Raw genomic sequence first — 22,511 nt, forward strand, 5'->3', positions numbered from 1 at the left:
GACAATTGGTGCATGACAGAAGAAAGCCAGAACAAGCAGCCTGCTACGGCGGCCGACTACCCGCCGGACGTGCTCGAAGTTGAATCACTCGACATCGAAGCCCAGGGAATTGCCCACAGGGCTGACGGCAAGGTGGTTTTTATCGAGGGTGCCCTGCCTTTCGAACGGGTAACTGCCAACGTCTACCGCAAGAAAAGCAGCTTTGAAAAAGCCATGGTGATGGCGATTCACCGTGAATCGTCCCAGCGTGTGCGGCCGGCATGCCCGCATTTCGGCATGCACACCGGCGCATGCGGCGGCTGCAAGATGCAGCATTTGCATGTGGGGGCGCAGGTGGCCGTGAAGCAGCGTGTGCTGGAAGACAATCTCTGGCACATCGGCAAGGTCAAGGCGGACAACCTGCTGCGGCCCATCGAAGGGCCGGCCTGGGGATACCGCTATCGCGCGCGGCTGTCGGTGCGGTATGTCCGCAAAAAGGGTGCCGTGCTGGTGGGGTTTCACGAGCGTAAAAGCGGCTACGTGGCCGATATGACCGAATGCCATGTGGTGCCCCGGCACGTCAGCGACATGCTCGTGCCGCTGCGCGAGCTGATCGGCAGCATGGATGCGAAGGAAACCCTGCCGCAGATCGAGCTGGCCTGTGGCGACGAGGTCACGGCCATGGTGCTGCGCCATATGGAACCCTTGAGCACCGGTGACTTGAACCGCCTGCGTGCTTTCGCTGTGTTGAACCCCGGCCTGCAATGGTGGCTGCAACCGGGGGGCCTCGAGACGGTCAAGCTGCTGGACGACGCTGTGCAGGAGCTGAGCTACGGCCTGCCGGAGTTCGATGTGGTCATGCCGTTCAAACCGACCGATTTCACGCAGGTCAACCCTCACATCAACCAGGTGCTGGTGTCGCGTGCACTGCGGATGCTGGCGGTGCAGCCGGACGAGCGGGTGATCGACTGGTTTTGCGGCCTGGGCAATTTCACCTTGCCGCTGGCCACACGCGCCCGTGAAGTGCTGGGCATCGAAGGCAGTGAAGTCCTGGTCGCCCGTTCACGCGAGAATTTTGAAAGAAACAGGCCTGCATCCAGCGTCCGACGGGCGCTGGCAGCTACAAAATTTGTAGCGCGCAACCTGTTTGAAATGACGCCGGCGATGCTGGTGAAAGACGGCCGGGCCGACAAATGGCTGGTGGACCCTCCGCGTGAAGGCGCTTTTGAGCTCTTCAAGTCCCTGGCAGCGCTGCACCAACAGATCGTCAGCGGCGTCCCCTGTGACGACGGTGAGCACCAGCAGAGCCTGGCCTTGAACGGCTGGGTGCCGCCGCAGCGCATTGTCTATGTAAGCTGCAACCCGGCCACCCTGGCGCGGGATGCGGGCGTGCTGGTGGACAGCGGCGCATACCGCTGCACGGCGGCCGGTGTGGTCAACATGTTCCCGCATACGGCCCATGTGGAGTCCATTGCGGTGTTTGATTTGGCCCCCACGGTCGCTCACTGCGTGTAGCTCCCTGCCCCCGAGGGGGGCGCTGCGCCTGCGGACTGGCAGAGCCAGATTCGCGGCCCCGGCTTGAATTGGAGAAGCCCCAGGCTCACCCTGCGGAGAATGACACGAGGTGCGCATGAAAAAAGGGCCCTGAGGCCCTTTTTTGTTCTGTAGCGAAGCGGATCAGTCCCGGTCGCCGCCGAAGATGCCCAGCAGAGCCAGCAGGCTCTGGAAGATGTTGAACAGGTCCAGGTAAATGGCCAGGGTGGCGCTGATGTAGTTGGTTTCGCCGCCGTCGATCACCTGCTTCAGGTCATACAGCAGGTAGGCGCTGAAAACCGCGATCGCCAGCGTGCTAATGACGGCCATCAGCATGGTCGAGCCGACAAACACATTGATGACGGCGGCCACCAGGATGACCAGCGCACCGGCAAACAGCCACTTGCTCATGCCGCTCAGGTCCCGCTTGATGACGGTGGCCAGGCTGGCCATCACGAACATCACGCCGGCCGTACCGGCAAAAGCCGTCATGACCAGTGATGCGCCGTTGCTGAAACCCAGCACCATGGCGATCATGCGCGAGAGCATCAGGCCCATGAAAAAGGTAAAACCGAGCAGCACAGGCACGCCCGCGGCCGAGTTCTTGGTCTTTTCAATGGCGAAAATAAAGCCGAAGGCACCGCCGAGGAACACGATCAGGCCCAATCCGCCCGTCAGGGAGCGGGTAATGCCCGTCGCCACACCCAGCCAGGCGCCCAGCACGGTGGGCAGCAGGCTCAGGGCCAGCAGCCAATAGGTGTTGCGCAAGACCTTGTTGCGTTGCTCGACGCTGGAAGCAACGCCGTAGTCGAGGGTTTGAACATTGTCAGTCATGAAAGTCGTCTCCGAGGCGCCAGCAAATGCCGGCAAGATTATTTTAGGGTGCATTGCTGTTTTTCCAGCCCTCACTCCCTACTTTTTGTAAGGGTTCTATAAGCTAATTTGGCGGCAATGCGGACGAAGGGCGGCCCCAAATTTGCGTATGCTCGGTATCTTTGCCAACAAACTCCGGAAATCCTGAAGACCATGAAATCAAAAGCAGTGCTTGAACTCGCCGACGTCAAAACCATCGCCGCCGCCGCCGAGGCCGAAGCCCTCAAGAACAACTGGGCCGTCACCATCGCCATCGTCGACGACGGCGGACACCTGCTGCACCTGCAGCGCCTGGACGRTGCACCGCCCATTTCCTCGCACATTGCACCTTCCAAGGCCAATACGGCCGCCATGGGCCGCCGTGAGAGCAAGGTTTACGAGGACGTCATCAACGGCGGCCGTACGTCCTTTCTGTCGGCGCCCTACATTCACGGCATGCTCGAAGGCGGCGTACCCATCGTGAAAGAAGGGCAGTGCATTGGCGCTGTGGGTGTGAGCGGCGTGAAATCCAGCGAAGATGCGCAAATTGCGCGCGCTGGTATTGCCGCCATCGGCCTGTAAACCGCTTCGCAGCGGGAACAAAAAAGCCGACCAGAGGGTCGGCTTTTTTGTTGGCGAGAGCAGAACAACATCAAGAAAAAAAGCCTGGCTAAACAACCCCGAAGGGGTCTGTGGCTGGCTAAAAACGACCTTGGAGGCTTGGTAGCCCCGGATCGCCCCACGATGAAACTGTGCTGATGAAGAGGGTGATGAAACCGTGAAGGCGGCTTACTTGGTCAAAATCAGTTTGCCCAGGCGAGTGGCCTGAAGGCGGTAAGTCGAGCCGTTGTGGTTGATTTCCACGGCCTTTTGCCCGCGCAGGATTTCGGTGCTGTTGACGCAAGCGGCGGAAGCGCCCGACGAATGGCTGCCAGAAGCGGTCTCTGTGTGCGCAGGGGCGCGGGCAGGAAGGCTCAGGGTATGAGAGGCGGGCATTGCGATGGACATGATGGTTAAACCTGTTTGGGTTTCGTTAAGTTAATGATAACCATTCTCATTTGAAAGTCAAGCGAATCCAGGCTGCGGTTTTGTTTCTTTCTGTGTGAAAAACCTGGAGTGCCTGTCCAGCAGGCATGCGTCCAGGACCCTGATCAGTCCTGCAGGCCCTGGTTAGTTCTTGGGTTCAGTGATGAAACCGATCTTGCGCAGCCCGGCCTGTTGGGCTGCTGCCATGGCTTGGGCTACGCGCTCGTAGCGCACTGATTTGTCGCCGCGGATATGCAGGTCTGGCTGCGGGTTTTGTGCCGCCGACGCCTTGAGCTGCGTGACCAGTTCTTCGTCTGAAATTTTGGTCTCGTTCAGGAAATAGCTGCCTTCCGCATCCACGCTCAGGCGAACCGTTTCCGGCTTGATGTTTTGCGCTTCGTTGGAGGCGCGCGGCAGGTCGATGTTGACGGAATGCTTCATCACGGGGACCGTGATGATGAAGATGATGAGCAGCACCAGCATGATGTCCACCATGGGCGTCATGTTGATCTCGTTCATCACCTCATCGCTGTCGTCTTGGGTTCCAAAGGCCATGGTGCTTCTCGGTCACTGAATGAGGGAGCTCCGCGGCTGTGGGGCGGCAGAGCAGGATAAAGGGTTGGCTCTCAGGCTTTTTTCATTGGCACAACATTGGCCTGCTGGCCGCCGGCGCTCACGCGGGCGCCGGTGACGAAGTAGGCGTGCAGGTCATGCGCGAAGCGGCTGAGTTTTTGCAGCACGCCCTTGTTGCCGCGCACCAGCGCGTTGTAGCCCAGCACCGCCGGGATGGCAACCGCGAGACCCAGCGCCGTCATGATCAGCGATTCGCCGATCGGGCCAGCCACTTTGTCGATGGTCGCCTGGCCGGCCGCGCCGATGGACAGCAGCGCATGGTAGATGCCCCACACGGTGCCGAAGAGGCCGACGAAGGGGGCGGTGGAGCCGACCGAGGCCAGGATGGCCAGGCCCGACTGCAGCTTGCCGGTGAATTCGTCGATGGCATTGCGCAGCGTGCGCGTGACCCAGTCGCTCACGTCCAGGGCATCGTGCAGGTGTGCCTTGGTGTTGCGGTGGTGCAGCGTGGCTTCGCGGCCTTCCAGGGCCAGCTGGCGGAACGGGTTGGCGGGGTCCGAGCCCAGCTTGGTGAGGCCTGCGGCAAAGTCTTCGCTGTGCCAGAAGTCTTCAGAGGCGCGCGCGATCTTTTTGTACTTGATGAGGTCCAGCGTCTTGATGATGATGACCATCCATGACGCGAGCGACATGACCAGTAGCAGCACGGCCACCGATTTGGTAACGATATCGCCCTGGCTCCAGACGTTGGCAAGGCCGAATTGGGAATTCATGAATCAATACTCCAGGTTCAAAAAGATTTCGCTCAGTCTTTCAACGTCCAGTTGATGGGAACATTGAAGGGCATGGTTTCCGGAACGCCGTTTCGTTTGCCGGGCACGTAGCGCCAACTCATGACTGCGTCGTAGGCGGCTTTGTCGAGGCGGGAAAAACCGCTCGAGGTGACGAGTTCCGCGCGCTGGGCTTTTCCGTCGACGCCAATCCATACCTTGTAGACCACCTTGCCCTGCTCTTCCAGGTGAATGCTTCGGGTCGGGTAGCGAGGTTTCGGGTTTTGCAGGTAGTCGGCATCGCTGGACGGCAGCTGTACCACCGGTGGCGCAGGCGGTGCGGCTGGAGCCACGGCTACAGGCGCTGGCGGCAGCGGCGGCGTGACAACGCCTGTCGGGGCATTGGGCGAAGGTGTCGGATCCGGGATGGCCAGCGGCTGGGGCGCGGGTTTGTCGGGTGCCTTGGCAACCGCTTTTTTCTGCACGGTCGGCGTGGGTGGGGTAGGGGGGACGGGCTCCACCTTGGGGGCGGGCGGGTCCACGAATTGCGTGAGGATTTCTGCAGGAATCACGATTTCGGCGGCGCGCATCAACAAGCCGCTTTGCAGCGCCCAGATGAACCCCACGTGCAGGCCCACTACCACGAGCGCGATAACAGCATTGCGGCTGAGGGGCTGGCGCGGCGGGGCGGGGCGTGGTGCGGTGGAGAAAGTGGCGTTCATCGAGAGGGAGATAGGTGGGCGAATGGCCACATGAGGCGCGGTTTCGGTCAAAAAGGCAACCAGGAAACTAGCGGCGGAAGATCCACCACGCGGAGCCTATCACCAGCACAAGGCTGACAGGAAGGGCCGAAATCAGTATTGGGGAGAAGGTTGCAAGGTGTTCCATGGGCTGCCTTCCAGCGTGTGGGCGGCGAGCTTGATATTGGCCGTCGGGCAGCTGGCACTGCACTGCGCCACCACGTCGCGGGCGCAGCCTTCACACTGGCCGCACTGGGTGGCCACGCCGAGTTCGAACTGGATCTCGTCAAAGCCCAGGCCTGCTCGGGCATGGCGGGCAATTTCGCGGTCGGAGATTCGGCGGCAGACGCAAACGATCATGGATGGGCTTGGCTGATGATTGATTCAATCGGTGTGTTGATTATAAATGCGAATCTATCGCATTTGCAATCATGAGATGCGGATTTCAGGAAGTGCGAGCTATTTGCAGAGGATTTTTGGCCTTGTTTTCGAAGCCAAATTCAGCAGTAAGCCTTTCTGGGCGGGCGCAAGCAGCTATGAATTAGATAGCGAAAAGGCTGTTTCTGGGGGTGAGCGAGGCACCATCGGGGTGATGGGTTGCTAAAACCCTTCACGATGCAGGACAAACGCGCTCCAACCGCCTAAACCTCAGCCCACATCCGCAGCAGGTTGTGATAGCAGCCTGTAAGCCGTACCACCTCGGCACCTTCGGCCGCACCTGGGGTTGAGCGTTCCAGGTCCTTTTGGCGCAGCGAGGTAATGGCCATATCCATTTCATACAAAAGCCGGCGCTGGGCATCGGAACGCACCATGCTTTCGATCCAGAAGAAGCAGGCCAGCCGTTCACCGCGCGTGACAGGCTCCACGCGGTGCACCGATGTGCCCGGGTACATGACCAGGTCGCCCGCCTCGAACTTGATGCGTTGCTCGCCGTAGGTGTCTTGCACGACCAGTTCGCCGCCGTCATAGCTGGCCGGATCGCTCAGGAACAGTGTGCAGGAAATATCGGTGCGCACGTGCCGTGCTGTGGCGGCATGCGTGCGTACCGCGTTGTCAATGTGGTTGCCGAAGTTGTTGGCGTCGCCGCCGTAGCGGTTAAAGAGGGGCGGATAGACCGATTTGGGCAGCGCCCCGGTCACGAACATCGGATTACGGGCCAGCGCCACCGACACGATGTGGCGCGCCTGCTGGGCGGCGGGCAGCTCTTCTGGCAGCTGCAGGTTGTTCTTGACGGTGCCGCTCTGGCTGCCGGCGGTGATGCGGCCGTCGGCCCAATCGGCGCCCAGGATCAGCTGGCGGACCTGCGCGAGTTCGTCCGGCTTGAGGGCTTGTTGAATGCGAAGCAGCATGGTGGGGCTTCCCGAAAGGCGACTGAAAAAAAATGGGCACCCGGAGTATCCCCCAGGTGCCCAACCTTGAAAACGTTCTTTTGAATCAGAACTTGCTGGTGAGCGTTACGCGCACGCTGCGTGCGTCGCCGGGCGCCACAAAGCCGCGGTACAACGTGTTGTAGTACACCTTGTCAAACAGGTTGTCGATGTTCAGCTTGACGGTGTTTTTTTCATTGATGCGGTATTCCACCAGCGCGTCGGCCTTCACGTAGCCCGGCACCCGGTTGGTGGCCGTGACGGCATTGGCCGGCTTGTTGGTGCTGACGGCGGTGAAGCCGCCGCCGATACGCCACTTGTCGCCGATGCGGTAGGTGGTGAACAGGTTGGCCTGGCGGCTTGGGCTCAGCCCCGGGTTTTGTCCGATCTCGGCGGTGGCGCCGGTCTTGTCGATTCTCGCCGTCAGGAAACCGATGCCCGCAAAGACATCCCACTGGGGCGTGATGCGGCCGGCGACCTCAAATTCCAGCGCATCGGTGTGCCGCTTGCCGGACAACAGGTAAGAGTTGGTGCTCGTGTCGATGTCGGTGTTGCGCTCGTTGTACTTCTCTGTGCGGGCCAGGGCTGCGCGCAGTGACAGGTCACCGCCGTAGAGCTCCCACTTGGCGCCAATTTCCATGTTGCGGCTGCTCTCGGGCGGCGTGTTGGCAGAGTTCGGGTCGAACTGATACAGGTCGCCGGAGGTATTGAACGACGTGCCATAGGCGGCGTAGTAGCTGACCTCATCGGTCGGCTGATATATCACGCCCAGCCGTTTGCTCAGCAGGCTGTCGGATCTGGCGAGCGTCCCGTTGTTGGGTGGTATGCCGGTGGGCCGTTGGTAGTCGGCCTTGAAGTTGTCCACGCGCAGGCCGGCAACCAGTTTCCAGTACTGCGTGAGGTCAATCGTGTCCTGCATGTACAGGCCCAGCGTAGTGGCCTTGAATGCCGTTTCCAGCCTCTGCGTGTAATTGCCCCCGATGCCGGTGCTGATGGGATTGCCCACAGTGGTGGTCGGCTTGGCCCCCGTCAGGAGGGGGTAGCTGAGGCGGTCAGAATTTTCCACGGCGTACTCGGCGCCGATCAGCAGGCTGTTCTTGCGGCCAAACCACTGAGTGGTCGTGAGGTAGTCGGTTTGCAGGAATGTGTGGTGTTCGTTGCCCGCCTTGGCATTGCCGGCGCTGGTGGCGCCGCGGCTCACCACCGTGTTGGCGTTCAGGTTGGCCAGGGTTGTGCCGGCGGCAAAGCTGGCCTGCGTGGCGCGAAGCGTGCGTGAGTAGTAGCCGTCGCGCACCGTGGTTTTCAGGCTGCTGCCGTCGGTCCATCGGTGGGTATGGCTCAGTGTGACAGCGTCGGCCTTGTCGTTCTGGAAGTCGGTGTTGAGGCCATACCAATATTTGTCGGTGCCTGGTGCAGGGCGGCTGTTAAACCACGCAAAGCCCCAGTCGGGCTTGTCGTTGTAGTGCAGGTGGTAGTAGCTGATTTCAAATTCGTTCGCTGTGCCGATGCCGAAGCGGTAGTCCAGGGCCAGGCCGCGGCGATGGGTGGAGGCGCTGGCATTTTCGCCGCGGCCATCGCCATCGGTGGCCATGGCGTTGATGCGCAAAGCTGCGTCGTCGTCGAGTTTGAAATTGAAGTCGCCCTGGTAGCGCTGATAGCCTTTGGTGCCGACGGTGGCGTTCACTTCGTGCTCGGTGATCAGGCGGGCTTGCTTGCTGACCTGGTTGATCACGCCGCCGGTGGAACCGCGGCCAAACAGCATGGAGGCCGCGCCGCGAAGCACTTCCACGCGCTCGGTGTTGAAGTTGTCGCGGTTGTACTGCGCAATGTCGCGCATGCCGTCGGTGTAGATGTCGCCCGCCGCGCTGAAGCCGCGAATGCGGATGTTGTCGCCGACCCGGCCGCCTTCGCCGGCTTCAAAGGTGATGCCGACGACGTTTTCGAGTGCGCTCTTGAAGCTGTCCTTGCCCTGGTCATGCATCAGCTTTTCGTTGACGACCGTCAGCGACTGGGGAACGTCCTTGGCCGGCACGGGCATCTTGCCGACACTGGTAATGCCGCTCTGGTAGGTCTGGCTGGCGCGATCGCGTGTGCCTGTCACCGTGACGGGGGCCAGGCTTCTGCCTTCAACAGGTGTTGCAGAGGTGGACGACGTAGCGGTCGTGGTGCCGGTGCTGGGCGTCGGGGTGATGCTCTGGGCCCAGCCCGACACCGAAACAGCCAGCATGAGCGCGCCAAGCGGGAGCAGTGTTTTGTCGGAAGATGCGGCAGGATTGGCAACCGGGCCGGCAAACGGCGTGAAGTTGTCGGCGCCCATGGTGCGGTTTTTTTTGTTGCGCGCAGGGCGTGCGGCGCGAGCGGAAGGGTATGCCAAGATGGCCTCCAAGCAGGGTCCTGCCTTGCAGGCGGTGGACCGGGTTCAGGAAAAAGCTTGGCTGGCTCGGAATGCCCAGGGGCGCGAGTTGGCTGGCTCGTAAAGTTCGCTCGAAGTGTATATCAAATGATAATGATTCGTAATCTGATGTGTCTGAATGTTGCGGGAATAGGGACGAAAACGGTGGTTGTGTGGCAAAAAGGCCAAATTTAGGGGGCGACAAAAAGGGCTTTGAAAACCAGGAGCGGTCAGCGTTGGCGCAAACAAAAAAACGGGGCCTGTGCCCCGTCTGTTTTGTGCCAGGTATGTCACCGGGCTATTTCAAGACCACATTCAGCTCAGCTCGCCCATCTGGCTTTGCAGGTAGTTTTGCAGGCCAACCTTGCCAAGCAGTTCAATCTGTGTTTCCAGGAAGTCGATGTGCTCTTCGGTGTCATCGAGGATCTCCTGCAGCAGGTCGCGCGAGACATAGTCGCGTACGCTTTCGCAGTGGGCAATGCCATCCTTGATCGTGGCCTGTGCACCGGTTTCGGCTTTCAGGTCGCAGTTCAGGGCTTCTGGAACATCCTCGCCGATCATCAGCTTGCCCAGGTCCTGCAGGTTGGGCAGGCCATCGAGCATGAAGATGCGGTCCATCAACTTGTCGGCGTGCTTCATTTCGCCGATGGACTCTTCGTATTCCTTCTTGGCCAGCTTGTCCAGGCCCCAGTGCTTGTACATGCGGTAGTGCAAAAAGTACTGGTTGATGGCCGTCAGCTCGTTCTTCAGCTGCGCCTGCAGGTGAGCGATGACTTTTGCGTCGCCTTTCATGGAAATTCCTTATCGTTGTGTAGTGCGGATCGCCCATTGTCACTGGCCGCACGCCGTAACTCAAGCATTCCCCTGCGCGGGCGGTCTGGTTGCGTTTGATTGTGAGAAACGTTCGCATTGCAAACGTTTCCCGTTGTCAGTCAGCGCTCGGCAAATGCGCGTTCCACCACGAAGTGGCCGGCTCGCTGCATGTTGCCTTCCTCAAAGCCGCGCTCTTCCAGCATGGCCTTGATGTCGCGCAGCATGTCGGGGCTGCCGCACAGCATCAGGCGGTCGTTCCCGATAGAGATCGCCGGCAAGCCCAGGTCGCTATACAGCTTGCCTGACTGCATGAGCTCGGTGATGCGGCCTTCGTTGCGAAAGCGCTCGCGCGTCACGGTGGGGTAATACATCAGGCGTCCGCGCACCAGCTCGCCCAGGAACTCATGCTCGTGCAGCTCGTGCTCGATCAGCTCACGGTAGGCGAGCTCGGCGCTGGTACGGCAACCGTGCACCACCACCACGCGCTCAAACCGCTCGTAAGTGTCGGGATCCTTGATCAGAGAGAGAAAGGGCGCCAGACCGGTGCCGGTGGCCAGCAGCCACAGCGTGCCGCCGGGCAGCAGGTTTTGCAACAACAGCGTGCCGGTGGGCTTGCGGCCGACCAGAATGTCGTCGCCCGGCTTCAAGTGCTGCAGCCGCGAAGTCAGCGGGCCGTCCGGCACCTTGATGCTGAAAAACTCCAGCTGGTCTTCATGGTTGGCGCTGGCCACACTGTAGGCGCGCAGCAGCGGTTTGCCGTCCACGGGCAGGCCGATCATGGTGAACTGGCCGTTGACGAAGCGAAAGCCCGAATCGCGCGTGGCGGTGAAGCTAAATAGTGAGTCGGTCCAGTGGTGGACGGAAATAATGCGTTCTGTGTTGAAGGCGCTCATGAGAGAAAAAGAAGAGAAGAGGAAAGAAATGGGGGACGAGAAAGGGCTTTGGGTGATGCAAGGGACTCACCACGCATCCCTTCAGGTCGCGCCCTCAGATCGTGCGTGAGCAAGCCTGAATTTTATAGCCTGGGCGGGCCTGCCGCCGGTGATGGCTATAGACGCCACACCGGCGCCAAGGTCAGGCACACCACCATCGCACTTCGAGCGGTGACAGAACTCAAGCGCCAGGCAGCCGCACCTGGGCAAGCGTGGCCAGTGAGGGTTCTTTTGGATTGCTATTAAATCAGGAGCTGCTTGCGCCCGTTTTATAAGGGTTTCTGGCACTTTTAGCATGAAATTTTGGTGTTCTTGTGCTTCGCTTCAAAGTGCTGCCAGATTAACTGTACATATCGCGCCAGAACAAAAAAACCAATCACCCGCCCATTCAGCGTTTGCGCGGCCCTCCGGGCACCCACGAGAACCAGGCCATCACAGCCACGGGCACGCCCAACCCCAGCCAGCACCACCAGTCGCCCCAGCCGTCAGACACCAGCGCGGTCAGCAGGCCGGTGGTGCTGAGCATGCCCAGCACGAGGGGCCAGCGCCACAGGCGCCAGAAAGCGGAGCCCTTCGCGGGATCGGCCTTTGCGCTCACGCGGCACCGCCAGTCGTTTCATGGCGTGCGGCATGCGGCGCTGGTGCTTGCCCTGCCGGTGCTGTTTTTTCCGGCTTCGCGGCTTTGGCCGGATTGCGCCGTCCAAGCCACAGGTAAAGGCCGCTGCCCAGCACGATGATGGTCGCGATGTCCAGCAGGGCCCAGAGGATTTGCATCGGCATGCCGCCGTAGTCGCCGAAGTGCAGCGGCTGCGATACGAGCAGCGCGGTCAGGTACCAGGGAAGCGGCGGGCTGGCTGTGAGTTTGTTGGTGCCTGCGTCCACCAGCACGGGCTTGAGCAGCCGCGAGTTGAAGGGCTCATTGCCGCGCAGGAACACCGTGTAGTGGTGCGGGCTTGAAAACGACGTACCCGGAAAAGCGATAAAGGCCATCTTCATTTCAGGCGCCAGCGCGGTCGCTGATGAAGCTGCCTGCTGCACCGAGGCCAGGCGTGCCGGCGGTTTTTGCCCTTGGTAAGGCGCCAGCAGCGAACTCAACTGGTCGTACTGCCAGTACTTGATCAACAGGTCGGCCCAGGTGTTGATCATGCCCGTGGCGCCCACGGTGAAGGCCCACACCAGCGTCACGATGCCCAGCAGGTTGTGCAGGTCCAGCCAGCGGGCGCGCGGGCGGGTCTGCCGCACCGTGCCGAAGTCCAGCTTGCGCATGAAGGGCGCATACAGCACCACACCCGAGACAATTGCCACCAGCAGCAAGAGCCCCATGAAGCCCAGAAAGAGCTTGCCCGCGAGTCCGGCAAAGAGGTCAACGTGCAGTTTGAACATCACGTACATAAAGCCTTCGTCGAAGCTGGGCTGGGCCAGCACAGCTGCTGTTCGTGCATCGACAGCGACGGTCTTGTTACCCACCTCGGACAGCGGCGTGTCGCCCAGCGTGACGTACCAGAAGCGGTCGTCGTCGATCTCGTGTGAGGCGAACATCGGCACCTTGCCCGGGTGCAGTGCCTGCGCCACTTCCATGACCTTGTCCAGGCTGGCGCGCGGTGTGCCCTTCGGCAAATCGGGAGCTTCAACTTCGGTGCCCAGCAGGTGGCCGATCTCATGGTGAAAGATCAGCGGCAGCCCGGTCAGGCACAGCAGCAGCATGAAGACCGTGCAAACCAGGCTGCTCCATTTGTGCACCCAGGTCCAGGTCTTGATGCGCCGGCTGTCCATCGCCGTCTTCTTGCCCGTGGGGCTGGTCGTGGTCATCGTGGCTCTCCTTCTTGTCGTCTAGAAGCGGTAAGTAGCGCTGGCCACCACCGTGCGCCGCGCGCCATACCAGCAGTCGCCGCGGGCCAGGCAGGTGCTGAAGTAGGTCTTGTCGGTCGCGTTGTTGATGTTGACGGCGTAGCGCCAGTTCGCGGTGTCGTAGGCGAACATCAAATCCAGCAGCGCGGCTGCGGGGATTTCGGGGCCGCTGCCGCCGCCTTGCTGGTCCCGGAAAGCGCCCATCCAGCGCACACCGGCGCCCGCCGAAAAGCCATTCATGCCGGCGATGGAGAAGCGGTACCTGGCCCAGGCGCTGGCCTGGTGCTGGGGCAAGCCTTCGAGCTGCTTGTCCAGCTCGGTGTAGTTGTAGTGCGCGACCAGCTCCAGATTGGACGTGACGGAGCCCTTGACTTCCAGCTCCAGCCCTTTGGTGCGCGTGGCGCCAACCTGGGTGTAGACATTGGGCAGCGGCGAGGCAATCTGGTTTTTCTCGCGCAGGTCGTAGAGCGCGGCACTATAAGCCAGTGCGCGGCCCGCCGGCTCGTATTTCAGGCCCAGTTCCCATTGCTCACCGCGCAGCGGCGTGAAGAGTTGACCCTTGATGGCGGCCTGCGGGGTGAAGGATTCGCTGTAGCCCACATAGGGCGACCAGCCCGAGGGGTGGGCATACATCAGGCCCAGGCGCCTGGTGGTGGCCGAGGTTTCTTCATCAGGGCGGCCTTCGGCGCCCGACACGGACTTGTCATGGCGAAGGCCCGTCGTCACGATCCAGTTGTCCAGCTTCATCTGGTCCTGCAGATACAGGCCTGTTTGCCGTTGCGTGGTGCCAGGCAGGGCCGCGCGTACGGGGATGAGCAGGTTGCCGTAGATGGGCGCGTAGGCGTCGATATCACTGACCGTGGCGCCCGCCCAGGTGTTCTCGCTGTGGCGCGCAAAGTCCGCGCCCACCAGCAGCGTGTGCTTGAGCGCGCCGGTGGTGAAATGGCCCTCGGCGTGGTTGTCCAGCGCGGTGATGCGGTTGCGTGTGAGCGAGCTGTCGTTGATGCGGCCCAAGCGCCGCTTGGTCACCGGGTCAGACCCCCAACTGCCGGGGCTGGTGAAGAAGTCGCCGTAGTGGTAGCGGTTGTCGTTCTCGTTGGTGGCGTGGCGAAAGTTCTGGCGCACCGTCCAGGTGTCGTTGAACTTGTGCTCAAACAGCCAGCCGATGGATTTGCGCTCGGAGTCGTAGTAGTCGCCCGGTTCACCGATGAAGCGGCTGGTCGGCAACTGGCCGTTCGGGTTGGGCAGCAGCGTGCCTTCCCAGGGAAAGAACTGCGAGGTTGAGCCGCTCTTGTCTTTTTGCCACAGTGCCTGCAACGTGAGCGAGGTGGCAGCATTGGGCCGCCAGGTGAGCGACGGCGCGATCAGGCTGCGGTCGTCGGGTACGAAGTCAACCTGCGTGTTGGAGCTGCGTTTGAGTGCGACCAGCCGGTACAGCCATTCACCATCTTCCGTCAGCGGGCCGGTCAGGTCGAGCTGGAGCTGCTTGCGGCCGTTGCTGCCGAACTGCACGCCCACTTCGCGCTGGGTTTCGGTTTGCGGCCTTTTGCTGACCATGTTGATGACGCCGGCCGCCGTGCCCGCGCCGAACAGCATGCCCGACGGGCCGCGCAGTACCTCCAGGCGCTCCAGCGTGTAAGGGTCTGCGCGTGTGCGGCTGGTGTAGTAGCCGTAGGCTTCACGCAGGCCGTCCAGGTAGTTGTCCGGGCTGGCGCCGCGCACACGCACCGAGTCGGTTCGTGAATCCAGTCCATAGGCATCGGAGCGCACGCCGGCGGCGTAGCCCAGGGCGTCCTGCAGGTTGTTGGCACCCTGGTCGGTAATCTGCTGGCTGGTGATGACGGTCACGGCCTGCGGCGTTTCGGACAGCAGCGTGTCGGTCTTGGTCGCGGTAGAAGCCCTTTTGGCGCGGTAGCCGATCACCGGGCCGGTGGCGGTCTCTTTCTCCTGGTCGGAGCGCACCTGCACTTCGCGAAGGGTTGTCTCGGCCGCTGTCTGGGCATATGCGCCTTGAAGCGCGGCGATCAGAGAAAGGATGGCGAACGGTGCAAGGTGGCGCGCGGCGTGCGGCGGATGCGAGGTGAGCAAGTCAAAACTCCTGGGGAGGATCGCCAGGGAACTGGCGTGCGCACAGCAGCCCCTGACGCCACGATAGGTGACGAAATTTCAGGGGGCCGGTGGGCGGGTTGTTGGCTTGCTACGCCTGGCAGCACGAGAAGGCGGCCGGGTTGTTTGGCTAGCGAGTAGGGCGCTGCGAACTATACCACTAGATGAGAGTAATTCTCATCTTGGTCCTTGCAAGCCCCAGGGGAATTCCGGTGAAAAACCGCGCAAAAAAAGGCCGCCCGGAGAGGACGGCCTTTTCGGGTATCCCATCACTGCATCACTGCACAGTGATGGGGCTGCGGATCAGGTAGTCAAACGCGCTGAGCGCCGCCTTCGCGCCTTCACCGGCCGCGATGATGATCTGCTTGAAGGGCACGGTCGTCACGTCACCCGCAGCAAACACGCCGGGTACCGAGGTCTGGCCCTTGGCGTCGACGATGATCTCGCCGTGTTTGGACAGGTCCACCACGCCCTTGAGCCAGTCGGTGTTGGGCACCAGGCCGATCTGGATGAACACACCTTCAAGCTCGACGGTTTTCAGCTCGCCGCTGGCGCGGTCCTTGTAGACCAGGCCATTGACTTTCTGGTCGCCGGTGATTTCGGTCGTCTGCGCGTTGGTGAACACCGTCACGTTCTGCAGGCTGTTCAGCTTGCGCTGCAGCACGGCGTCGGCGCGCAGTGCCGTGTCGAATTCGATCAGCGTCACATGGCCGACAATGCCGGCCAGGTCGATCGCCGCCTCGACGCCCGAGTTGCCGCCGCCGATCACCGCCACGCGCTTGCCCTTGAAGAGCGGGCCGTCGCAGTGCGGGCAGTAGGCCACGCCCTTGTTCTTGAACTCATGCTCGCCGGGAACATTGATGTTGCGCCAGCGTGCACCGGTCGAAATCACGATGGACTTGCTCCTGAGCGAGGCGCCGCTTTCGAGCTGCACTTCGATCAGGTTTTTGTCCGGCCCGCTGTTCGGTACCAGCGCCTTGGCGCGCTGCAGGTTCATGATGTCCACGTCGTAGTTGCGCACGTGCTCTTCCAGCGCGTGGGCAAATTTGGGGCCTTCGGTTTCCTTGATGGAGATGAAATTCTCGATGCCCAGGGTGTCCAGTACCTGGCCGCCGAAACGCTCGGACGCCACACCGGTGCGGATGCCCTTGCGCGCGGCATACACGGCCGCTGCCGCGCCGGCCGGGCCGCCGCCGACGATCAGCACGTCGAAGGCTTCCTTTTTGTCGATGATCTTGGCTTCACGTTCGACGCCGCTGGTGTCGATCTTGGCCAGGATTTCCTCCAGGCTCATGCGGCCGTTTCCGAACATGGTTCCGTTGAGGAAGACCGTGGGCACGCCCATGATCTCGCGCTCTTTCACTTCGTCCTGGAAGGTGCCGCCTTCGATCATCGTGGTCTTGATGCGGGGGTTCTGCACCGCCATCAGGTTCAGCGCCTGGACCACGTCGGGGCAGTTGTGGCAGGTCAGCGAGACATAGACCTCGAAGTCGAAATCGCCGTCGAGCGCGCGGATCTGCTCGAGCACGGGTTGCTCTACTTTGGGCGGGTAGCCGCCAATCTGCAGCAGTGCCAGGATCAGCGAGGTGAATTCATGACCCATGGGCAGGCCGGCAAAACGCGGGCCGTGGTTTTCACCGGGGCGGTTGATCGAAAACGAGGGCTTGCGGTGCGGGTCGTCGCGGCTTTCGGTCAGTTTGACCAGGGGCGAAGACTCGGCCACATCTTTCAGCAGCGACAGTACTTCACCCGAAGCCTCGCTGCCGTCGAGCGAAGCGACGATTTCGATGGGCGCAGTGGCGCGTTCGAGATAGCTTTTCAGTTGGGCTTTGGTGGCGTCGTCGAGCATGGCAGTGTCACTTTCAATTTCAATGAGGAACAAAAAAGCCCGGGACGGCACACACGCGTGTGCCGGGGCCCGGGCCTTCGTCAGGAAGGCTGCAGGGCGTTAGACCTGTTCTTAGATCTTGCCGACGAGGTCGATGGACGGGGCGATCGTCTTGGCGCCTTCGTTCCACTTGGCAGGGCAGACCTGGCCGGGGTGAGCGGCGGTGTACTGGGCTGCCTTCAGCTTGCGCAGGGTTTCCTTGACGTCACGTGCGATCTCGTTGGAGTGCACTTCAGCAGTCTTGATGACGCCTTCGGGGTTGATCACAAAGGTGCCGCGCAGCGCCAGGCCTTCTTCAGGGATGAACACGTCAAAGGCTTTGGTCAGCGTGTGGGTCGGGTCGCCCACCAGCGGGAACCTGGCCTTGCCGACAGCAGGGGAGGTTTCGTGCCACACCTTGTGCGAGAAATGCGTGTCGGTGGTCACGATGTAGACCTCAGCACCGGCTTTCTGGAATTCGGCGTAGTTGTCGGCAGCATCTTCGACCTCGGTAGGGCAGTTGAAGGTGAACGCAGCCGGCATGAAGATCAGGACCGACCATTTGCCCTTCAGCGATTCGTCTGAAACGTCGATGAACTTGCCATTGAGGAAGGCTTGGGTTTTGAAAGGCTGGACTTGGGTATTGATCAGGGACATCTAGATGGCTTCCTATGCTGGGTTAAAGAACGGGTAAAAATGCTTTTGAGACGATAGTATAACTCTTTTAAATATAGTATATCGATAGATATTAACTATTTATCGAATAGGCGCGATGCGGCGGATTTTGACTGTCCATTCTTGTTATTCGCCGCTACGACCGACGTGCTGACGCCTTTGTGCATCCGGAACGTGTGGGGTGTGACGGCTCACGCGGTAGAGCAGCAGGACGGTATGGCATTGCAGCGCCAATACCTTTTTGAAGCGCCGGCCTGACGATCAGGCCGAAAGGGCAATTACGAGGGCTGATTCGTCGACCAGGGCCTGTACCGGGGAGCGAACTTTGAGGCTGCTGCCGGCAGGCGCAAAGCCGACCAGCTGCAGGCCTCCGTCTAGTTGCATCGACACTTCGTCGCCCGTGGCGCCGCGGCTGATCCGAACCGCACGGCCGCTCAATACGCAAACCTCTGGTCGTGCGGGAACCGCCGGCTCACGCACGGCCACCGCCGTAGCCTTGCACAGGGCCAGTACCGTTTGCCCTTTCTGCAAGCCCAGCAGTTCCGCGCTGGCTTTGGTGATGCGCGAAACCAGCAGTGCCTCACCAGCCAGCCTCAGGTGCACACGCGCCATCTGGCCGTGCACCTCGATCTTCTCAACCTGGCAGGGCAACTGGTTGCGCATGCTGGTGCGTACGCTCATGTTGGACAGTACCGGTAGCGCGCGTGGCAGCAGCAGTTCATCGGACTTGAAGGCGGACAGCACCTTGCTGCGGGAGTCGTTCAAAAGACCTGCCACTGCCAGCAGCTTATGGCCCGCCGGCGTCAGGGTGGCGCCGCCGCCGCCCGACCCGCCCACAGCGCGCTCCACCAGCGCCACACCGGCCAGGTTGGTCAAGGTGTCGATGGCTTGCCAGGCGGCCTTGTAGCTGACCTTGGCTTGCCGCGCTGCCTGCGAGATCGAGCCGCTTTCGCCGACCAGGCGCAGGATCTCGATGCGCTTGTCGGCCGGTTCATGGCTGAAGGCGCTTGCGAAGGAGGATGCGGCGGGCGAGGAATTGGCGGCTTTTTTCATGGGAGCCTCGAGACAGATACCGCTATTCTAAAATAGAATAGCGAATCGACAGGAGTGACTTTCTTTCAAAACGCATCTTCGCCTTCGTCCCTGTCATCTCCCCAGCTTTCATCACCAGAGTTTCATCATGTTCAAAACTGCGTTGCGCTGGCTGCCGGCTCTGTGCCTCGTGCTGGCATCGGCTGCTGCATTGGCGGAGGAAGTCCAGGTCGCTGTGGCAGCCAATTTCACCGCGCCCATGAAACTGATCGCCGCGGACTTTGAAAAAGATACGGGCCACAAAGCGGTGCTGACCTTTGGCGCCACCGGCAAGTTTTATGCGCAGATCACCCATGGCGCGCCGTTTGAGGTCTTCCTCGCGGCCGACGACGAGACTCCCGCAAAGCTGGAGAAGGAGGGCGCGGCCGTGAACGGTAGCCGCTTTACCTATGCCACGGGCAAGCTGGTGCTTTGGTCGGCCCAGCCTGGCGTGGTTGATGCGCAGGGCGAGGTCCTGAAAAAGGGCGACTTCAAAAAGATCGCCATCGCTGCGCCCAAGCTCGCGCCCTACGGTGCTGCCGCCGTCGAGACCATGAATAAGCTGGGCCTGCAAGCCGCCCTGGAGCCCAAACTGGTGCAAGGCGAAAGCATCGGCCAGGCCTTCAGCTTTGTCTCGACCGGCAATGCGGAGCTGGGTTTTATCGCGCTCTCGCAGGTCTGCGAAGGCGGCAAGATCAGGTCGGGCTCGGCGTGGATTGTTCCCGGTAGCTTGCACAGCCCGATTCGCCAGGATGCGGTACTGCTGGCCAAGGCCAAAGACAGCAAGGCCGCGGTGCAGCTGATGGCTTTTTTGAAAACAGAGAAGGCCAGGGCGGTGATCCGCTCCTTCGGCTACGAGCCCTGAACGCGGCACAGAAGCGGCATAGAGGCGACACTGAATCATGCTCGACGATGCAAGCCTTCAGGCACTGGTGCTGACCTTTCGGCTGGCGGCCACCACCACCGTGGTGTTGCTGCTGGCCGGCACGCCGCTGGCGTGGTGGCTGGCGCGTACGCGTTCATGGCTCAAAGGGCCGGTGGGTGCGCTGGTGGCCTTGCCGCTGGTTTTGCCTCCAGTGGTGCTGGGTTTTTATCTGCTGGTACTGATGGGGCCGAACGGCCCGGTGGGCCAGCTCACGCAGTCGCTGGGTTGGGGCGTGCTGCCGTTTACCTTTGCCGGGCTCGTGGTGGGATCGGTGCTGTATTCCATGCCTTTCGTGGTGCAGCCGCTGCAAAACGCCTTTGAGGCGATTGGCGAACGGCCGCTGGAAGCCGCTGCCACCTTGCGAGCCTCGCCGCTGGATACCTTTTTCAGCGTGGTGCTGCCGCTGGCCCGGCCCGCCTACCTGACCGCCACCGTCATGGGCTTTGCGCACACAGTGGGCGAGTTCGGCATTGTGCTCATGATGGGGGGCAACATTCCCGGCAAGACACGCGTGATGTCTGTGCAGATCTACGACCATGTGGAAGCGCTCGAATACAGCCAGGCGCACTGGCTGGCCGGCGGCCTGCTGGCGTTTTCCTTTCTGGTGCTGCTGGCGCTCTATACCTTCAATGCCTTGCAGCCGGGCCGGCGCAAAGGGCAGGGCGCATGAGGCCGGCCAGCGTTCTCGAAGGCGGCATCACCGCCTCGTTTCATCGTGTCTTCACCGATTTCTCGCTCGACGTGTCGCTGGACTTGCCTGGGCGCGGCGTCACGGCCGTCTTTGGTCCTTCGGGTTCGGGCAAAACCAGCCTGCTGCGCAGCATTGCCGGTCTGGAGCGTGCAGCAACCGGCCATCTCTCGGTCAATGGCGAGGTCTGGCAAGACGACAAGGCCGGTGTCTTCTTGCCGGTGCATCAGCGGCCGCTGGGCTATGTATTCCAGGAAGCAAGTCTGTTCGCCCACCTGGACGTGCACAGCAACCTCGATTTCGGCCAGCGCCGCGTGCCGGCTGCCCAGCGCCGCATCTCGCTGGAACACGCCATTGAATTGCTGGGCTTGCAAAAACTGATGCGGCGCATGCCCGGCACGCTTTCGGGCGGCGAGCGCCAGCGCGTGGCCATCGCGCGGGCGTTGGCCACCAGTCCGCGCCTGTTGCTGATGGACGAGCCCCTGGCCTCGCTGGACATCGCCCGCAAGGCCGAAATCCTGCCTTACCTGGAGCGCCTGCATGACGAACTCGACATGCCCGTGCTCTACGTCAGCCACGCACCGGACGAAGTCGCCCGGCTGGCCGACCACCTGGTGCTGCTGGACGCCGGCCGGGTCACGGCCTCAGGCCCCACGCGCGAGCTGATGACGCGGCTGGACCTGCCGCTGGCGCACGGCGACGCCGCAGCCGCGGTGATAGATGCCGTGATCAGCGCCGTTGAACCCGAATGGCACATGAGCCATGCCGAGTTTCCCGGCGGACGCATCAGCCTGCTCAACCCTTCGCTGCAGGTCGGCCAGCGCGTGCGCGTGCGCATCCAGGCGCGTGACGTGAGCCTGACGCTTGAGCGCCAGGAGGGCACCAGTGTGCAGAACATCTTTGCGGTCACCGTCATCGGCCTTTCAGCTGACAGCCCGGGACAGGTGATGGTCGGCCTGGACGCCGGCGGCAGCACACTGCTGGCGCGGCTCACCCAAAAATCAGCGGAAGCCTTGCAATTGCAGCCTGACAACCTTGTGTACGCGCAGGTCAAGGGGGTGGCGGTGCTGGGCTGATCTGGCGCCGCTATAAAAAAGATAGCTGCTCGCGCACGTCGGGATTGGGGCAACGGCTGATTTCATGCGAAATTTTTAGCCAGGCCCAAGGCTCTATTTTTCGCTAAAAAATGCTTCCTGGCCAATAGGGACGGGCGCAAGCAGCTATCAAATCAGTAGCAACTCACTCGATCCCCGGGAAAAAACGGCTTCAGCCGCCATGCATCGGGAAATCTGTGTCGACGCTGACCCCTGCTTCGATGAATGCTCACCTTGTGCATCCGTGCGGAGGCATGGGATGTGCATGGCCCCGCCTCAGTACTCCAGCCGCTCCGGCCGGATTTCCTGCAGGATGGTGGTGGCGATCTCTTCAATCGACTTGGTGGTGGTTGACAGCCAACGTATGCCTTCGCGCCGCATCATGGCTTCGGCCTCGTGGATTTCGTCGCGGCAGTTCTCCAGGCTGGCGTATTTGGAGTTGGGCCGGCGCTCATTGCGGATCTGCGCCAGTCGCTCGGGCGCGATGGTCAGCCCGAAGATCTTCTTGCGGTGTGGCACCAGCGCCGGCGGCAGCTGGCGGCGCTCGAAATCTTCGGGGATCAATGGGTAGTTGGAAGCCTTCAGGCCGTACTGCATGGCCAGGTAAAGCGAGGTCGGCGTCTTGCCGCTGCGGCTCACGCCCACCAGAATGACGTCCGAACCGGCCAGGTCGCGGTTGCTCTGGCCGTCGTCATGCGCCAGCGAGAAATTGATCGCCTCGATGCGGTCGTCGTATTCCTTGCTTTTGGACGCGTCTGAAAACCGGCCTACCCGGTGGTTGGACTTGATGCCCAGCTCACCCTCCAGCGGCGCCACAAACATGCCGAACATGTCCAGCAGCATGCCGTTGCAGTGGGCCTTGATGACCGCGAGGATCTCCATGTTCACCAGCGTCGTGAAGACGATGGGGCGTTTGCCCTCGACTTCGGCCGTGTGATTGATCTGCCGGATCGCCTGGTGGGCCTTGTCCACGCTGTCGATAAAAGGCAGGCGCACGTGGCGCGGCTTGAATTCAAACTGCGCCAGGATGGCGTTACCAAAGGTTTCAGCGGTGATGCCGGTACCGTCAGAGATGAAAAATACGGTGCGTTGGGACATGGGAAGGGGATAAATGAGGGACAGGGAGGGGAAATAAGGGTTTCGCTGGTTGAAAGCCGGGTGAAAGCCTGACACGGCACGCCGGGCCCGAGGCCCCTACAATCGTGGCAATTATCCAGTTTGTCACATCATGCCCCGCCACAACCCCTTCCAACAACAACAAGG

23 protein-coding genes are annotated in these 22,511 nt (G+C 61.5%); 6 read left to right on the forward strand and 17 right to left on the reverse strand.

Translation table 11 applies throughout. The features are described 5' to 3' along the window. The first annotated feature begins 12 nt into the window (after window positions 1-12). On the forward strand, window positions 13-1,494 hold the full coding sequence (gene rlmD, locus AC1DZE_RS13835) for a 23S rRNA (uracil(1939)-C(5))-methyltransferase RlmD (RefSeq protein ID WP_477700195.1): 1,482 nt from the start codon (window positions 13-15) through the stop codon (window positions 1,492-1,494). Window positions 1,495-1,656: 162 nt separating this feature from the next. Here rlmD and AC1DZE_RS13840 read toward each other — a convergent pair whose 3' ends face one another. Then, window positions 1,657-2,346: a Bax inhibitor-1/YccA family protein gene (locus AC1DZE_RS13840; protein ID WP_477659010.1), complete on the reverse strand. Its 690-nt coding sequence runs from the start codon at window positions 2,344-2,346 to the stop codon at window positions 1,657-1,659. Between the two features lie 192 nt (window positions 2,347-2,538). Here AC1DZE_RS13840 and AC1DZE_RS13845 point away from each other — a divergent pair, with 192 nt between their 5' ends. Then, window positions 2,539-2,946: a GlcG/HbpS family heme-binding protein gene (locus AC1DZE_RS13845; RefSeq protein WP_477700196.1), complete on the forward strand. Its 408-nt coding sequence runs from the start codon at window positions 2,539-2,541 to the stop codon at window positions 2,944-2,946. 207 nt (window positions 2,947-3,153) lie between these two features. Here the strand turns inward: AC1DZE_RS13845 and AC1DZE_RS13850 are convergent, their stop codons facing one another. From AC1DZE_RS13850 to ahpC, 14 genes are all read right to left on the reverse strand, one after another. Next, complete coding sequence (locus tag AC1DZE_RS13850; RefSeq protein WP_477671013.1) at window positions 3,154-3,372, reverse strand: hemin uptake protein HemP; 219 nt, start codon at window positions 3,370-3,372, stop codon at window positions 3,154-3,156. 162 nt (window positions 3,373-3,534) lie between these two features. Further along, window positions 3,535-3,945: an ExbD/TolR family protein gene (locus AC1DZE_RS13855; protein WP_477673831.1), complete on the reverse strand. Its 411-nt coding sequence runs from the start codon at window positions 3,943-3,945 to the stop codon at window positions 3,535-3,537. Window positions 3,946-4,016: 71 nt separating this feature from the next. Beyond that, entirely contained in the window at window positions 4,017-4,733 is a 717-nt protein-coding gene (locus AC1DZE_RS13860; protein ID WP_477649634.1) for a MotA/TolQ/ExbB proton channel family protein, read from the reverse strand. A gap of 32 nt (window positions 4,734-4,765) precedes the next feature. Next, the gene (locus tag AC1DZE_RS13865) at window positions 4,766-5,452 is read right to left on the reverse strand and encodes an energy transducer TonB (RefSeq protein WP_477700197.1); all 687 of its coding nucleotides are present in this window, start codon (window positions 5,450-5,452) and stop codon (window positions 4,766-4,768) included. Between the two features lie 132 nt (window positions 5,453-5,584). Beyond that, the gene (locus AC1DZE_RS13870; protein ID WP_457278810.1) at window positions 5,585-5,830 is read right to left on the reverse strand and encodes a (2Fe-2S)-binding protein; all 246 of its coding nucleotides are present in this window, start codon (window positions 5,828-5,830) and stop codon (window positions 5,585-5,587) included. 281 nt (window positions 5,831-6,111) lie between these two features. Continuing rightward, window positions 6,112-6,819, reverse strand: coding sequence for a Fe2+-dependent dioxygenase (locus AC1DZE_RS13875; RefSeq protein ID WP_477671009.1), 708 nt, complete (start codon window positions 6,817-6,819; stop codon window positions 6,112-6,114). A gap of 85 nt (window positions 6,820-6,904) precedes the next feature. Next, the gene (locus tag AC1DZE_RS13880) at window positions 6,905-9,211 is read right to left on the reverse strand and encodes a TonB-dependent receptor (protein ID WP_477671008.1); all 2,307 of its coding nucleotides are present in this window, start codon (window positions 9,209-9,211) and stop codon (window positions 6,905-6,907) included. Window positions 9,212-9,544: 333 nt separating this feature from the next. Continuing rightward, the gene (gene bfr, locus AC1DZE_RS13885; protein WP_457278807.1) at window positions 9,545-10,021 is read right to left on the reverse strand and encodes a bacterioferritin; all 477 of its coding nucleotides are present in this window, start codon (window positions 10,019-10,021) and stop codon (window positions 9,545-9,547) included. Between the two features lie 140 nt (window positions 10,022-10,161). Further along, window positions 10,162-10,935, reverse strand: a complete 774-nt coding sequence (locus tag AC1DZE_RS13890) for a ferredoxin--NADP reductase (RefSeq protein ID WP_477671007.1) — start codon at window positions 10,933-10,935, stop codon at window positions 10,162-10,164. Window positions 10,936-11,362: 427 nt separating this feature from the next. Continuing rightward, window positions 11,363-11,572 carry a hypothetical protein gene (locus tag AC1DZE_RS13895; RefSeq protein ID WP_477671006.1) on the reverse strand — a complete coding sequence of 70 codons (210 nt, stop codon included), beginning with the start codon at window positions 11,570-11,572 and terminating at the stop codon, window positions 11,363-11,365. Beyond that, window positions 11,569-12,747, reverse strand: coding sequence for a PepSY-associated TM helix domain-containing protein (locus tag AC1DZE_RS13900; RefSeq protein ID WP_477700218.1), 1,179 nt, complete (start codon window positions 12,745-12,747; stop codon window positions 11,569-11,571). Before AC1DZE_RS13900 ends, AC1DZE_RS13895 begins: the two co-directional genes overlap by 4 nt. A gap of 57 nt (window positions 12,748-12,804) precedes the next feature. Continuing rightward, complete coding sequence (locus tag AC1DZE_RS13905) at window positions 12,805-14,910, reverse strand: TonB-dependent siderophore receptor (protein ID WP_477700198.1); 2,106 nt, start codon at window positions 14,908-14,910, stop codon at window positions 12,805-12,807. A gap of 295 nt (window positions 14,911-15,205) precedes the next feature. Continuing rightward, window positions 15,206-16,777 (reverse strand): alkyl hydroperoxide reductase subunit F, encoded by a 1,572-nt coding sequence (ahpF, locus tag AC1DZE_RS13910; protein WP_477673306.1) that lies wholly within the window; start codon window positions 16,775-16,777, stop codon window positions 15,206-15,208. Window positions 16,778-16,888: 111 nt separating this feature from the next. Next, complete coding sequence (ahpC, locus tag AC1DZE_RS13915) at window positions 16,889-17,452, reverse strand: alkyl hydroperoxide reductase subunit C (protein ID WP_477671003.1); 564 nt, start codon at window positions 17,450-17,452, stop codon at window positions 16,889-16,891. Between the two features lie 141 nt (window positions 17,453-17,593). Between ahpC and AC1DZE_RS13920 the strand changes: the two genes are divergently transcribed. After that, the gene (locus AC1DZE_RS13920) at window positions 17,594-17,728 is read left to right on the forward strand and encodes a hypothetical protein (RefSeq protein ID WP_477673307.1); all 135 of its coding nucleotides are present in this window, start codon (window positions 17,594-17,596) and stop codon (window positions 17,726-17,728) included. 3 nt (window positions 17,729-17,731) lie between these two features. On the opposite strand, the gene AC1DZE_RS13925 is transcribed toward AC1DZE_RS13920, so the two are convergent. Next, complete coding sequence (locus AC1DZE_RS13925) at window positions 17,732-18,523, reverse strand: TOBE domain-containing protein (protein ID WP_477671002.1); 792 nt, start codon at window positions 18,521-18,523, stop codon at window positions 17,732-17,734. A gap of 127 nt (window positions 18,524-18,650) precedes the next feature. On the opposite strand from AC1DZE_RS13925, the gene modA reads away from it, so the two are divergent. The 3 genes from modA to modC are packed head-to-tail and all read left to right on the forward strand — an operon-like array spanning window position 18,651 to window position 21,230. Beyond that, the gene (gene modA, locus AC1DZE_RS13930; RefSeq protein WP_477673470.1) at window positions 18,651-19,406 is read left to right on the forward strand and encodes a molybdate ABC transporter substrate-binding protein; all 756 of its coding nucleotides are present in this window, start codon (window positions 18,651-18,653) and stop codon (window positions 19,404-19,406) included. Between the two features lie 37 nt (window positions 19,407-19,443). Next, window positions 19,444-20,136, forward strand: a complete 693-nt coding sequence (gene modB, locus AC1DZE_RS13935; RefSeq protein ID WP_477671000.1) for a molybdate ABC transporter permease subunit — start codon at window positions 19,444-19,446, stop codon at window positions 20,134-20,136. Beyond that, on the forward strand, window positions 20,133-21,230 hold the full coding sequence (gene modC, locus AC1DZE_RS13940) for a molybdenum ABC transporter ATP-binding protein (protein WP_477673469.1): 1,098 nt from the start codon (window positions 20,133-20,135) through the stop codon (window positions 21,228-21,230). The genes modB and modC overlap by 4 nt, the downstream gene beginning before the upstream one ends. A gap of 294 nt (window positions 21,231-21,524) precedes the next feature. Here the strand turns inward: modC and ppsR are convergent, their stop codons facing one another. Continuing rightward, entirely contained in the window at window positions 21,525-22,346 is an 822-nt protein-coding gene (ppsR, locus tag AC1DZE_RS13945) for a posphoenolpyruvate synthetase regulatory kinase/phosphorylase PpsR (RefSeq protein ID WP_457278791.1), read from the reverse strand. Window positions 22,347-22,511: the final 165 nt, after the last annotated feature.

This window comes from Polaromonas sp. P1_F1 (genome assembly GCF_056405795.1).

Coding starts and splice junctions, on each gene's coding strand:
- AC1DZE_RS13925 (WP_477671002.1), bottom strand. CDS start 18,523: ATGAAAAAAGCCGCCAATTCCTCGCCCGCCGCATCCTCCTTCGCAAGC.
- modA (WP_477673470.1), top strand. CDS start 18,651: ATGTTCAAAACTGCGTTGCGCTGGCTGCCGGCTCTGTGCCTCGTGCTG.
- ahpF (WP_477673306.1), bottom strand. CDS start 16,777: ATGCTCGACGACGCCACCAAAGCCCAACTGAAAAGCTATCTCGAACGC.
- AC1DZE_RS13875 (WP_477671009.1), bottom strand. CDS start 6,819: ATGCTGCTTCGCATTCAACAAGCCCTCAAGCCGGACGAACTCGCGCAG.
- rlmD (WP_477700195.1), top strand. CDS start 13: ATGACAGAAGAAAGCCAGAACAAGCAGCCTGCTACGGCGGCCGACTAC.
- bfr (WP_457278807.1), bottom strand. CDS start 10,021: ATGAAAGGCGACGCAAAAGTCATCGCTCACCTGCAGGCGCAGCTGAAG.
- AC1DZE_RS13840 (WP_477659010.1), bottom strand. CDS start 2,346: ATGACTGACAATGTTCAAACCCTCGACTACGGCGTTGCTTCCAGCGTC.
- ppsR (WP_457278791.1), bottom strand. CDS start 22,346: ATGTCCCAACGCACCGTATTTTTCATCTCTGACGGTACCGGCATCACC.
- modB (WP_477671000.1), top strand. CDS start 19,444: ATGCTCGACGATGCAAGCCTTCAGGCACTGGTGCTGACCTTTCGGCTG.
- AC1DZE_RS13865 (WP_477700197.1), bottom strand. CDS start 5,452: ATGAACGCCACTTTCTCCACCGCACCACGCCCCGCCCCGCCGCGCCAG.
- modC (WP_477673469.1), top strand. CDS start 20,133: ATGAGGCCGGCCAGCGTTCTCGAAGGCGGCATCACCGCCTCGTTTCAT.
- AC1DZE_RS13860 (WP_477649634.1), bottom strand. CDS start 4,733: ATGAATTCCCAATTCGGCCTTGCCAACGTCTGGAGCCAGGGCGATATC.
- AC1DZE_RS13850 (WP_477671013.1), bottom strand. CDS start 3,372: ATGTCCATCGCAATGCCCGCCTCTCATACCCTGAGCCTTCCTGCCCGC.
- AC1DZE_RS13890 (WP_477671007.1), bottom strand. CDS start 10,935: ATGAGCGCCTTCAACACAGAACGCATTATTTCCGTCCACCACTGGACC.
- AC1DZE_RS13855 (WP_477673831.1), bottom strand. CDS start 3,945: ATGGCCTTTGGAACCCAAGACGACAGCGATGAGGTGATGAACGAGATC.
- AC1DZE_RS13900 (WP_477700218.1), bottom strand. CDS start 12,747: ATGGACAGCCGGCGCATCAAGACCTGGACCTGGGTGCACAAATGGAGC.
- ahpC (WP_477671003.1), bottom strand. CDS start 17,452: ATGTCCCTGATCAATACCCAAGTCCAGCCTTTCAAAACCCAAGCCTTC.
- AC1DZE_RS13870 (WP_457278810.1), bottom strand. CDS start 5,830: ATGATCGTTTGCGTCTGCCGCCGAATCTCCGACCGCGAAATTGCCCGC.